Here is a 12,978-nt window from a genome sequence, read left to right as displayed (position 1 = left end):
CGTTCCCCCACGTCACCGGGGGTGGAACGGTTCCGGGACGGGCGGCGGGCCCGCCGCCGTTGCGGGGAGCCGGGACCGCCCCGACGCTGGAGAGGACACGCATCGCCGACCCACGGGGGAACCACCGCCATGAACCGTTTCCGCACCGCCCTCGCCGCCACCGCCGCCGCCCTCGGCATCGCCGCCCTCACCGCGGCGCCGTCCCAGGCGGCCCCGCAGCCCGCCTTCCTCGCGCCCGGCCAGATGCCGGCCGCGGCCACGCCGTGGGCGGCCACCCCGGTCGCCGCGGGGCTGCCCGAGCCCGGCGTGCTCTGCGCCGGGAACTTCCCGGCCCAGAACACCCGCAACCGGTCCTTCTACACCGAGCTCGACACCAACGGCGTGCAGGTGACCACCGTCGCCCGCAGCGAGGCCGACGCGGCCGCCCTGGTCTCCTCCCTCCGCACCGCCCTCGCGGGCTGCGCCGCCCGGCTCCAGCAGGAGTACCCGGGCCTGGTCGCCTCCAGCGCCTACCACGGCAAGCTCGGCGTCGAGGAGGGCGCCTGGGTCTACAGCCTCGACACCGCCGACCCCGAGATCGGCAACACGGACGTCCACCTCTTCGCCGTCGGCCGCGACGGCCGCACCGTCACCTACGTCCGCTGGGGCCAGATGGGCGACCTGAAGGACGCCCCCCTGACCGCCTTCCGCACCACCGCCGCCACGGCCGTGAACAAGCTGTACTGAGCCGGCCGGGACCGCGCCCGGGACTCACCGCAGCGCGAACCACAGCTCCATCCGCACGTCCGGGTCGTCCAGGTCCAGGTCCAGGAGGGCCGCGCAGCGGGCGATCCGCTGGCGGACCGTGTTGCGGTGGACGCCCAGTGCGGCGGCCGTCCGGTCCCAGCCACCGTGCAGGGACAGCCAGGTGCGCAGGGTCTCGGCCTGCGGCTCGCTGAGGGGGGCGAGCAGCACGCGCGCGTGCGCGGCGGCCTCGGCCGGGTCGACCAGCCCGGCGAGGCCGTCCGCCCGGTGGCGCACCAGGGGCGTCCGGATCGCCTCCGCCCGCCGCAGCGCCCGCGCCGCCTGGGCGCCGGCCGCCGGCAGGGCGTCGGGGGCGGCCGGGGCGCTCGCGCCCAGCGTCCACCCCGGCCGGGCGGCCACCGCCGCGCCCGGCGGCAGCAGGAGCCGTACCACCGGACCGTCGTCCACCAGCTCCGTGCCGAGCGCCGCCGCCAGCGCCGCCGCCGCGAACGGCGTGCCGTCGCCGCCCCGCGCGTGCACCACCGTCCACGGCCCCGGCGACAGCGTGGCGGCCGCCTCCGCCGCCGGGGCGCCGAGCAGCACCCGCGTCAGGGCCCCGTCCCGCACCGACACGTCGGCGGCCCGGTGCGGGGCCGTCAGCAGCGACAGCAGCACCCCGGCCACCCCGGCCACCGTGTGGTCGCCGGGACGGTGCCGCTTCGTCGCCACCCCGAGCGCGAGCCCGTCACCGCCCCCGAGGGCGTACGCGGCGAGCCGCAGCCCCGCCTCCCCGCCGCTCGCCGACACCGGACCCGGCCCGGGCGCCACCAGGGCCGCCAGTTCGGCGAGCGCCGCCGAGGCCGCCGCCGGGACCTCCCGGCCCGCCGCCGCCGACTCCGCGCCGTCCGCGCCGAACAGCACCGCCCGGCCCTCCAGCCACGACGCCAGCGCGCCGAGGACCGCCGGGACCGGCGCCGGGCGGGCCGCCGCCGTCGCCAGCGCCCGCTGCGCCCGCGCCACCCGGCGCAGCCCGGACAGCCGGGCCTCCGCCATCAGCCGCCACAGCGCCCGCGCCACCGCCGCGAACGGCGTCCCCGGCGGCACCTCGACCAGCGGCAGGCCGTGCCGGACACAGGCCGCGACCAGCTCCGCCGGCACCGTGTCGTGCACCGGCGCCACCCCGAAGCCGAGCGCCGCCGCCCCCGCCTCCACCACCCGCTCCACATAGCGCGCCGGATCCTCCAGCTGCACGCCCGCCGTCAGCACCAGCTCGCCGCCGAGCAGGTACGGATAGGGGTCGGCCATCTCCGAGGCGTGCACCCAGTGCAGCGCCGCGTCCCCCGGGCCCGCCAGCAGCCGCAGCCCCAGCTCCCCCCGGGCGAGCAGCGCGGCGAGCGGCACCGGCTCCGCCGGAGGAGTGGAGAACGGCTCCGAGAACGCCACCAGCCTGGTCCCTTCGTACACAATCCGCCCCGACAGTGGAGGAAAAGTACACTTCAATGTGGCTTTCGGGCGACCTACCGTCGAGCCGCACCCCGACGACAGCCCAGGAGGCACCGCCCATGAGCAGCGACCAGAACACCCCGCGCGGCCCCGTCGACTCGTCCCGCGTCCCGCGGTACGCCGGCCCCGCGACGTTCGCCCGGCTGCCGCGGCTCGACGAGGTCGGCGCCGCCGACGTCGCCGTGGTCGGCGTCCCCTTCGACAGCGGCGTCTCCTACCGCCCCGGCGCCCGCTTCGGCGGCAACGCCATCCGCGAGGCCTCCCGCCTCCTGCGCCCCTACAACCCGGCCCAGGACGCCTCCCCCTTCGCCCTCGCCCAGGTCGCGGACGCCGGCGACATCGCCGCCAACCCCTTCAACATCAACGAGGCCGTCGAGACCGTCGAGGCCGCCGCCGACGACCTCCTCGCCACCGGCGCCCGCCTGATGACCCTCGGCGGCGACCACACCATCGCCCTGCCGCTGCTCCGCTCGGTCGCCAAGAAGCACGGCCCCGTCGCCCTGCTCCACTTCGACGCCCACCTCGACACCTGGGACACCTACTTCGGCGCCGAGTACACCCACGGCACCCCGTTCCGCCGCGCCGTCGAGGAGGGCATCCTCGACACCGAGGCCCTCTCCCACGTCGGCATCCGCGGCCCGCTCTACGGCAAGCAGGACCTCACCGACGACGAGAAGATGGGCTTCGGCATCGTCACCTCCGCCGACGTCTACCGGCGCGGCGCCGACGAGGTCGCCGACCAGCTCCGCCAGCGCATCGGGAACCGCCCGCTCTACATCTCCATCGACATCGACTGCCTCGACCCGGCCCACGCCCCCGGCACCGGCACCCCCGAGGCCGGCGGCATGACCTCCCGCGAACTCCTGGAGATCCTGCGCGGCCTCTCCTCCTGCAACCTGGTCTCCGCCGACGTCGTCGAGGTCGCCCCCGCCTACGACCACGCCGAGATCACCGCCGTCGCCGCCTCCCACACGGCGTACGAGCTGACCACCATCATGAGCCGGCAGATCGCGGCCGGCCGATAATGCACCGGGGTGCCCGGCCCGGCCGGGCCGGGCACCCCGGTGCACGACCGACCACGACGCCAGGGGACCCGACATGACTCACGACCACGACCCGGTCCCGCGCCCGACGGCCGCGCAGACCGAGGCGGCGCTCCACCCGCCGGCCGGCCGCACCGGCGGCGACCTCGTGATCGAGACGCTGAGCGGCCTCGGCGCCACCACCGTCTTCGGCCTCTCCGGACAGCACGTCCCCGGCCTCTCCGACGCGCTGCGCCGCTCCCCCCTGCGCCACGTCGGCCTGCGCACCGAGACCGGCGCGGGCTACGCCGCCGACGCCTACGGCCGGATCACCGGCGAGGCCGCGCCCCTGTTCCTCCCCGCCGGCCCCGGCGCCCTGCTGGCGCTCCCCGCGCTCCAGGAGGCCGCCGCCGCCTCCGCGCCCGTCCTCGCCGTCGGGCCCGGCGGCGGCCCGCACGGCTGTTCTCACGAGCCGCGCTTCCGGGACGTCGTGAAGTCCGTCCACACGGCCCGCACGCACTCCCAGATCCCGTCCGCGCTCGCCGCGGCCTGGGAGTCGGCGCTCACCGTCCCGCACGGCCCCGTCCGGGTCGAGATCCCGCGGGACGTGCTCCTCGCGGAGACCGCCCTCCCGGTCGTCACCGCGATGGACGCCACCCCCGAGGACGTCGTCCCGCGCCCCGAGCTGACCGCCGTCGCCGCGCACCTCCTGTCGACGGCCGAGCGCCCCGCGATCATCGCCGGCGGCGGGGTCGTCCGCTCCGACGCGGCCGGCAAGCTCCGCGCGCTCGCCGAGAAGCTCGACGCGCCCGTCGTCACCACCTTCGGCGGCAAGGGCGCCTTCCCGTGGAAGCACCCGCTCTCCCTCCGGTCCCGGCTGGAGGACCGGCACACCCTCGACCTCCTGGAGGACGCCGACGTCCTCCTCGTCGTCGGCTCCGGCCTCGGCGCGCTCTCCTCGGACCACCGCGCCTTCGCCCCGCGCGGCCGGATCGTCCAGATCGAGGCGGACGCGGCGAAACTGGAGGCCCACCACCCGGCGCTCGGCATCCACGCCGACGCCCGGCTCGCGCTCCAGGCCCTCCTGGAGACCGTGAGGGAGCGCACCGACCCCACCGCCCCCGAGCGGGTCCGCACCGTCCTCGACCGGGCCCGCCCGGACGCCCAGGGCCCGGACCTGGAGCGGCGGCTCCTGGACGCCGTCCGCGCGGCGCTCCCCTCCCGGGCCCCCGGCTTCTGGGACATGACGGCCCTCACCCGCCGGGCGTGGTCCGCCTTCGACGCCCGGCACCCCAACACCATGCACTCCGCGCAGGGCGCCAAAGGCCCCGGCTACGCCCTCCCCGCCGCCCTCGGCGCGGCCGTCGCCGACCCCACCGTCCCGGTCCTCGCGGTCTCCGACGACGGCGGCGCCCTGTACACGCTCGCGGAACTCGCCACCGCGCGGCAGCACGGCCTCGACGTCACCTGGCTGATCGTCGACGGCGGCGACCGGAGCTCCTCCCCGACGGACGCCCACGGCGGGACCGCCGGCGCCGCACCGGTCCGCCCCGACCTCGTCGCCCTCGCCGGCTCCTTCGGCGTTCCCGCCGTCCGCACCGCCCCCGAGACCCTGACCGCCGACCTCACCGAGGCCCTCGCCGCCCCCGGCCCCTCGGTGGTCGTCCTCCCGGCCCTCCTGAGGACGTGCGACCCGACGCACCTCTGACGGCCCCGCCCGCCGGGCCGCCTCCGGAGGCGGGCGGGTCCTAGGACTTCCGTCCGGTCTTTGTTGCGGCGGGATGAAATCGCACGTCGGGCATGTTGCAGCCTTCCGGTAGACCAGGACGGGACGGGAGGCGGCCACGTGGCGGTGGTGGGGCAGCGGCGGGAACAGGGGTGGGCGCGGCGGCTGTGGTCGTACGCCTGGCGGTACCGGACGGACGTCGTGCTCGCGCTCGGGTCGTCGCTGGGCGGGATGGCGCTGCTGGCGCTGGTGCCGCTCATCACCAAGGTGATCATCGACGACGTGATCGGGGCGGGGACGCGGTCGCTGGCCGTGTGGACCGGCTTCCTCGGCGGCGCGGCCGTGCTGGTGTACGTCCTCACCTACGTGCGGCGCTACTACGGCGGGCGGCTCGCGCTCGACGTGCAGCGGGACCTGCGCGACGACATGTACGGGACGATCCTGCGGCTGGACGGGCGGCGCCAGGACGAGCTGTCGACCGGGCAGGTCGTGGGCCGGGCCACCAGCGACCTCCAGCTGATCCAGGGCCTGCTGTTCATGCTCCCGATGACCATCGGGAACGTGCTGCTGTTCGGGATCTCGCTGGGCGTGATGGCCTGGCTGTCGCTCCCGCTGACCCTGGTGGCGCTCGCCGTCGCGCCCGCCCTGTGGTGGATCGCCAAGCGGAGCCGCACCCGGCTGCACCCGGCGACCTGGGCCGCCCAGCAGGAGGCCGCGGCGGTCGCCGGGGTCGTCGACGGGGCGGTGACCGGGGTCCGGGTGGTGAAGGGCTTCGGGCAGGAGGAGCAGGAGACCGGGAAGATCCGGGAGGCGGGGCGGCGGCTGTTCGCGGCCCGGCTGCGGACCGTCCGGCTGAACGCCCGCTACACCCCGGCCCTCCAGGCGGTCCCCGCCCTCGGGCAGGTCGCCGTCCTGGCGCTCGGCGGCTGGCTGGCGTACAAGGGCGAGATCACCCTGGGCACCTTCGTCGCCTTCTCCTCCTACCTGGCCTCCCTGGTCGGCCCGGTCCGGATGCTCGCCATGGTGCTGACCGTCGGCCAGCAGGCCCGCGCGGGCGTGGAGCGGGTCGTGGAGCTGATCGACACCGAGCCGGTCATCGCGGACGGCACGAAGGAGCTGCCGGCCGACGCGCCCGCCACCGTTGAGTTCGACGGCGTGACCTTCGGCTACGGCGACCGGCCGGTCCTCGACGGGTTCTCGCTGGAGCTGCGGGAGGGCGAGACCGTCGCCCTGGTCGGCGCCTCCGGCTCCGGCAAGTCGACCGTGTCGCTGCTGCTGCCCCGCTTCTACGACGCCGACCGGGGCGCCGTCCTGGTCGGCGGGCACGACGTCCGCGAGCTGACCCTGGAGTCGCTGCGGGCCGCGATCGGCATGGTCCCCGAGGACTCCTTCCTCTTCTCGGACACGGTCCGCGCGAACATCGCGTACGGGGTCCCCGACGCGACCGACGAGCAGGTGGCGGCCGCCGCCCGCGCGGCCCGCGCGGACCGGTTCGTGGCGGAGCTGCCCGAGGGGTACGCCACCAAGGTCGGCGAGCACGGCCTGACGCTCTCCGGCGGCCAGCGGCAGCGGATCGCGCTGGCCCGCGCGATCCTCACCGACCCGCGCCTGCTGGTCCTCGACGACGCGACCTCGGCGGTGGACGCCAAGGTGGAGCACGAGATCCACGAGGCCCTGAAGGCCGTCATGGCCGGGCGGACGACGCTGCTGATCGCCCACCGCCGCTCCACGCTGGGGCTGGCGGACCGGATCGCGGTCCTGGACGGCGGCCGGCTCGCGGACATCGGCACCCACGAGGAGCTGGAGGAGCGCTCGGCGCTCTACCGGCGGCTGCTGACCGACCCGGACGAGCTGGGCGGCGTCTCGCCCGGCCACCTCCCGGCGGCCGGCGCGGCGGAGGGCGAGGACGACGCGCTGCGCGCCGAGCTGGACGCCGAGTTCGACGCCGAGCGGGGCATCACCCCGGCCCTGTGGGCGCGGGAGGAGGCCGCGGCCCGGGCGGCGAAGGCCCCCGGCGCCACGCCGGAGCTGCTGGCGGCGGTCGCCGCGCTGCCGCCCGCCGCCGACGTGCCGGTGGTGGACGAGGCGCGGGCGGTCGCCCCGGAGCGGGACTACGGGCTGCGCCGGATGCTGCGCGGCTTCGGCCTGCCGCTGCTGATCAGCCTGGGCCTGGTGGCGCTGGACGCGGGCGCCGGACTGCTGCTGCCGGTGCTGATCCGGCACGGCATCGACGAGGGCGTGAACCGGCTGGCGATCGGCGCGGTGTGGGCGGCGTCCGCGCTGGCCCTGGTGACGGTGCTGGTGCAGTGGGCGGCGCAGGGCGCCGAGACCCGGATGACGGGCCGGACCGGCGAGCGGGTGCTGTACGCGCTCCGCCTGAAGATCTTCGCGCAGCTCCAGCGGCTCGGCCTGGACTACTACGAGCGGGAGCTGACCGGCCGGATCATGACCCGGATGACGACGGACGTGGACGCCCTGTCGACGTTCCTCCAGACGGGTCTGGTGACCGCCTTCGTGTCGGTGGTGACCTTCTTCGGGATCATGGTGGCGCTGGTGGTGCTCGACCTCCAGCTGGCCCTGGTGGTCTTCGCGACCCTGCCGGTCCTCGCGGTGGCCACGTACTTCTTCCGCCGGTCCAGCGTGAAGGCGTACGAGCTGGCGCGGGAGCGGATCAGCGTGGTCAACGCCGACCTCCAGGAGTCCGTGGCCGGCCTGCGGATCGTGCAGGCGTTCGGCCGGGAGCGGGCGGGCGCCGAGCGCTTCGCGGCGCGCGGCGCGTCCTACCGGGACGCCCGGGTGCGCGGCCAGTGGCTGATCTCCGTCTACTTCCCGTTCGTCACGCTGCTCTCCTCGGCCGCCGCCGCGGCCGTCATGATCGTCGGCGCGAACCGGATCGAGGCGGGCACCCTCACCACCGGCGCGCTGGTCGCCTACCTGCTCTACATCGACCTGTTCTTCGCGCCGGTGCAGCAGCTCTCCCAGGTCTTCGACGGCTACCAGCAGGCTTCCGTGTCACTGGGCCGGATGCGGGAGCTGCTCCGGGAGCCGGCGTCGACGGCCCCGGCCGCCGAGCCGCGCGAGGTGCTGTCACTGCGCGGCGAGATCGCCTTCGAGGACGTCTCCTTCGGGTACGGCTCCGACGGCGACGGCGCCGGAGAGGCCGCGCTCACCGGGATCGACCTGCGGATCCCGGCCGGGCAGACGGTCGCCTTCGTCGGCGAGACCGGCGCGGGCAAGTCGACCCTGGTGAAGCTGGTCGCCCGGTTCTACGACCCGACCGCGGGCCGGGTCACCGCGGACGGCGAGGACCTGCGGGACCTCGACCTCACCTCGTACCGGCACCGGCTCGGCGTCGTCCCCCAGGAGGCGTACCTCTTCGCGGGGACGGTCCGGGACGCCATCGCGTACGGCCGGCCGGGCGCCACCGACGCGGAGGTGGAGGCGGCGGCCCGCGCCTCCGGCGCCCACGACATGATCGCCACCCTGGACGGCGGCTACCTCCACGAGGTCGCCGAGCGCGGCCGGAACCTCTCGGCGGGCCAGCGGCAGCTGATCGCGCTGGCCCGCGCCGAGCTGGTCGATCCGGACGTGCTCCTGCTCGACGAGGCCACCGCCGCCCTCGACCTGGCCACGGAGGCGCAGGTCAACGCGGCCACCGAGCGGCTGTCCGGGCGCCGTACGACGCTGATCGTGGCGCACCGGCTGACCACGGCGGCCCGCGCGGACCGGGTGGTCGTCATGGACCACGGCCGGGTCGTCGAGGACGGCCGCCACGACGAACTCCTCGCCGGGAACGGCCGGTACGCGGCCCTGTGGCGCACCTTCGTCGGGGAGGCGGAGCCCGCCGCCCTCTGAGCCCGGCCGCCCGCGCCCCGCGCGTGACGCACCTCACCCCGGCAACCGTACGGACGCCGGAGGCGTCGTAAACATGTACGACGCGGGGGAGACGCGGAGGGGGTACGGGGCATGTCCGAGGAGACCGGGGTCCGCCGTCCGGGGGCGGCGGGCGGCACGCGCGCGCCCGCCCGCCCGCTGGTGCACGCGCTGGTCCTCGCCTTCCTCGCCGGGCTGCTGGCCCTCGCCGGGCCCGGCGGGAGCAGCGCCGAGGCGGCCTCCGTCTGCCAGGGCCGGCCCGCCAGGACCGTCGCCTTCGCCACCGGGGAGCTGCGGCTCTACCGGACCCGGCAGTACGCCTGCGCGCTCGTCGTCGGCAGACGGACCGCGCCGCCCGGGAAGCTGACGGTCTCCCTGCAACCGCGCGGCGGCCGGGCCGCCGTGGTGACGGTCCGTTCGGGACGGCAGGCCGGCCCCGTGACCGTGCACGCCCTCAACCGCTGCGTCCGCGCCTCCGCGACCGCCGCCGGCCGTTCGGCCGCCACCGGCTGGACCCTGTGCTGAACCGGGACGCCGAGCCGGGACGCCGAGCCGGTGTGCTCAACCGGTGTGCTCAGCCGGGGCGCTGAACCGAACGGCTGGATCCTGTGCTGAACCATAGGTAAGTGGCGGAAGGGTCTGGCGGTCCGTATGCCGTCCCCGCTAGGTTCGCGGCACCGTCGTGAACAAAGGGGAGGCTGAGTTGCGCAAGTCGCTGACGCTGATGCTGTCGATCTCGGTGCTGATAGGCACCGTGGGCTCCGCCGGGGTGGCCACCGCCGCCGACACGGAGTCCCGCGGCACGGTCGCGGACACGCAGAGCACCGACATCAAGGACCGCCTGCTGGCGATCCCGGGGATGAGCCTGATCGAGGAGAAGCCGTACGCCGGCTACCGCTTCCTCGTCCTCAACTACGAGCAGCCGATCGACCACCGGCGCCCCTGGGCCGGCACCTTCCAGCAGCGGATCTCGGTCCTCCACAAGGGCACCGACCGTCCCACCGTCTTCCGGACCAGCGGCTACGGCCTGAGCACCACGCCCAGCCGCGCCGAGCCGACCCGGATCGTCGACGGCAACCAGATCTCCCTGGAGTACCGCTTCTTCACGCCGTCCCGCCCGCAGCCGGCCGACTGGTCCAAGCTCGACATCTGGCAGGCCGCCAGCGACCAGCACCGCGTCTACACCGCGCTGAAGAAGGTCTACGGCCAGAACTGGCTCTCCACCGGCGGCTCCAAGGGCGGCATGACCGCCACCTACTACGAGCGCTTCTACCCGAAGGACATGGACGGCGTCGTCGCCTACGTCGCCCCCAACGACGTGGTCAACAAGGAGGACTCGGCCTACGACCGGTTCTTCGAGACCGTCGGCACCAAGGCGTGCCGCGACCGCCTCAACTCCCTCCAGCGCGAGGCCCTGGTCCGCCGCGCCCCGCTCCAGAAGAAGTACAAGGAGCAGGCCGCTGCCGAGGGCTCGACCTTCAACACGGTCGGCTCCGTCGACAAGGCGTGGGAGGCCACCGTCCTCGACTTCGTCTGGGGCTTCTGGCAGTACTACGGCGAGGACGTCTGCGACACCATCCCGGAGGCGCGCACCGCCACCGACGACGAGATCTATCAGACGATCGACGCCTACGCGGGCTGGTCCGCCTACACCGACCAGGGCCTGGAGTACTACACGCCGTACTACTACCAGGCGGCGACCGAGCTGGGCTCGCCCTCCATCAAGCAGCCGCACCTGCGCGGCCTCAGCCGCTACGGCTACCAGCCGGCCAGCAGCTTCGTGCCCCGCGAGATCCCGATGAAGTTCAAGCCGCAGGTGATGCGCGACGTCGACAACTGGGTCCGCCGCAACGCGCACCAGATGCTGTTCGTCTACGGCGAGAACGACCCGTGGGGCGCCGAGCCGTTCCGCCTGGGCAAGGGCTCCCGCGACAGCTACGTCTTCTACGCGCCGGGCGGCAACCACGGCGCCAGCGTCGCCGGGCTCGTCGACGCCGAGCGGGAGAAGGCCACCGCCCGCATCCTCGCCTGGGCCGGGGTCGAGGCCCCCGCCGTCGCCGAGGCGAAGCCGCTGGCCCGCTTCGACGCCCGCCTCGACAAGCCGGTCGCCGAGGACGTCACCCGGGAGCACGGCCTGCGCCCGTGACGCGCGGGGGGGTGTGGCTCCGCCCGGAGCGGAGCCGCACCCCCGCCCGTCAGGCGTACGAGAGCCCGTACCCGACCGGGTACAGCGTCACCGCCGGGTCGTCGGCGCTCGGGACCGGCACCGGGAGCCGGCCGCGCGGCGCGGCCCGGCCCGCCAGCACCCTTACGGCGGCCCGGAGTTCGACGTCCGTCCACGAGTACGCGGCGAGCGCGGCCCGCTGGCCGGTGGTGCGGGCCACGTCGTACGGATTGCGGATCGCGAGCGTCACCACCGGCACCCCGGTCGCCACCAGCCGCGCCACCAGCGTCCGCTGCGGACTCGTCGCCCCGATGTTGTACGTCCCCACCAGGATCGCGTCCTGGCCCCCGGCGGCGGCCACCGCCGCGTCGATCAGGGCGGCGGTCGGCGTGATGCCGGTGGAGAGCACGGTCGGGGTGAAGCCGAGCTCGCGCAGGGCGCGGCCGAGGACGGTGGTCGGCGGGCCGGTCGTCCCGGACGGGGAGGCGGGGTCGGCGCCGACGACCAGGATCCGGCCGTGCGCGGCCGGCCGCAGCGGCAGGAAGCCGCCCTCGTTGACCAGCAGGGTGGTGGTCCGCTCGGCGATCCGGTCGGCCTCCGCCAGGTGCCGGGGGGTGCCGACGGTCCGGTCCACCTCCGCCGGGTCCGCGCAGGGCGCGGCGAACAGCCCGCGCCGCTCCTTGAGCCGCAGGATCCGCAGCACCGAGGTGTCGATCCGCTCCTCGGTCAGCTCCCCGGAGCGGACCGCCGCCAGGACGGCGTTCCAGGCCACGTCCAGCTTCGGCGGGTTGAGGAGCTGGTCCACGCCCGCCTTCAGCGCCAGCACCGGCACCCGCGCGTCGCCGTACTTGGTGCGCACGCCCTGCATGTCGAGGGCGTCGGTCACCACCACCCCGTCGTAGCCGAGCTCCTCGCGCAGCACGCCGGTGAGGATCGGGTGGGAGAGCGTCGCCGGGTCCTCGGAGGGGTCGAGCGCCGGGACCACCAGGTGCGCGGTCATGATCGCGTCGATGCCGGCGGCGATCGCGGCCCGGAACGGCGGGGCGTCCAGCTCCTCCCACCGGGCGCGGCTGTGGGTGATGACCGGCAGGCCGTAGTGGCTGTCCACGGCGGTGTCGCCGTGGCCGGGGAAGTGCTTGGCGGTGGCCGCCACCCCGGCGCCCTGGTAGCCCTTGATCTGGGCGGTGACCAGCCGGGACACGGCGTCCGGGACGGCGCCGAAGGAGCGGACGCCGATGACCGGGTTGGCCGGGTCGACGTTGACGTCGGCGACCGGGGCGTAGTTCTGCCGGATGCCGAGCGCGGCCAGTTCGGCGCCCGCGACGGCCGCCGCCCGGCGGGCGTCGCCGGGGGAGCCGCCGGCGCCGAGCGCCATCGCGCCCGGCAGCAGGGTGGCGGGGGCGCCGACCCGGCAGACGATGCCGTGCTCCTGGTCGGTGGAGATCAGGACGGGGACGGGCGTACGGGAGGCGAGCGCGGCCTCCTGGATGCCCCGGGAGAGCTCCGCGATCTGGTGCGGGGAGCGGGTGTTGTGGGCCCAGGCGAAGTAGATGACCCCGCCGACGCGGTACCGCTCGACCAGTTCGGCGGCGGTCCGGACGCCGAGCTCCCGGAGGTTGGCGTCGATGTCGGCCTGGTCGGGCGCGGTGGCCGAGTGGCCGTACACCCGCGTCACGAAGAGCTGGCCGACCTTCTCCTCCAGCGTCATCCGGCCGATGATCCGGCGCAGCCGCTCCTCGGTGCGGGCGCGGTCGGCGGGGGCGGCCGAGGCGGGGGCGACGGCCCCGGTGACGGCGGCGGCCGCGGCGGCGGCGGTGACGGCGAGCAGGGTGCGGCGGGAGGGGGAAGCGGACGTGGGGGCGCGGTGGTGCACTGGTGCTCCTTCCGGCCGTGCGTGGGTGAAGCAGTGGGTGAAGGAAACTGCCAAGGTGCACGGATAGCCTGAAAGTAACTGCCAGGTCAAGGAT

8 protein-coding genes are annotated in these 12,978 nt (G+C 75.5%); 6 read left to right on the top strand and 2 right to left on the bottom strand.

Annotation, left to right across the window (positions count from 1 at the left end):
- Window positions 1–129: 129 nt before the first annotated feature.
- On the top strand, window positions 130–726 hold the full coding sequence (locus tag IE219_RS05210; RefSeq protein ID WP_189975316.1) for a hypothetical protein: 597 nt from the start codon (window positions 130–132) through the stop codon (window positions 724–726).
- A gap of 24 nt (window positions 727–750) precedes the next feature.
- On the opposite strand, the gene IE219_RS05205 is transcribed toward IE219_RS05210, so the two are convergent.
- A complete protein-coding gene (locus IE219_RS05205; protein WP_229849593.1) occupies window positions 751–2,166 on the bottom strand; it encodes a PucR family transcriptional regulator in 1,416 nt (471 codons plus the stop codon).
- Window positions 2,167–2,285: 119 nt separating this feature from the next.
- On the opposite strand from IE219_RS05205, the gene speB reads away from it, so the two are divergent.
- From speB to IE219_RS05180, 5 genes are all read left to right on the top strand, one after another.
- The gene (speB, locus tag IE219_RS05200; protein ID WP_189975315.1) at window positions 2,286–3,251 is read left to right on the top strand and encodes an agmatinase; all 966 of its coding nucleotides are present in this window, start codon (window positions 2,286–2,288) and stop codon (window positions 3,249–3,251) included.
- Window positions 3,252–3,324: 73 nt separating this feature from the next.
- Complete coding sequence (locus IE219_RS05195; RefSeq protein ID WP_189975314.1) at window positions 3,325–4,956, top strand: thiamine pyrophosphate-binding protein; 1,632 nt, start codon at window positions 3,325–3,327, stop codon at window positions 4,954–4,956.
- 138 nt (window positions 4,957–5,094) lie between these two features.
- On the top strand, window positions 5,095–8,829 hold the full coding sequence (locus tag IE219_RS05190; protein ID WP_189975313.1) for an ABC transporter ATP-binding protein: 3,735 nt from the start codon (window positions 5,095–5,097) through the stop codon (window positions 8,827–8,829).
- 111 nt (window positions 8,830–8,940) lie between these two features.
- Window positions 8,941–9,372, top strand: a complete 432-nt coding sequence (locus IE219_RS05185; protein ID WP_229849592.1) for a hypothetical protein — start codon at window positions 8,941–8,943, stop codon at window positions 9,370–9,372.
- Window positions 9,373–9,550: 178 nt separating this feature from the next.
- Entirely contained in the window at window positions 9,551–10,993 is a 1,443-nt protein-coding gene (locus tag IE219_RS05180) for a S28 family serine protease (protein WP_189975312.1), read from the top strand.
- Window positions 10,994–11,042: 49 nt separating this feature from the next.
- Here the strand turns inward: IE219_RS05180 and IE219_RS05175 are convergent, their stop codons facing one another.
- Entirely contained in the window at window positions 11,043–12,884 is a 1,842-nt protein-coding gene (locus IE219_RS05175; protein ID WP_189975311.1) for a glycoside hydrolase family 3 protein, read from the bottom strand.
- Window positions 12,885–12,978: the final 94 nt, after the last annotated feature.

Source organism: Streptomyces termitum (genome assembly GCF_014650175.1).
Lineage (GTDB): Bacteria > Actinomycetota > Actinomycetes > Streptomycetales > Streptomycetaceae > Streptomyces > Streptomyces termitum.
Note: the sequence above shows the minus strand (reverse complement) of the source record. Positions and strands in the feature narration are given on the sequence as shown.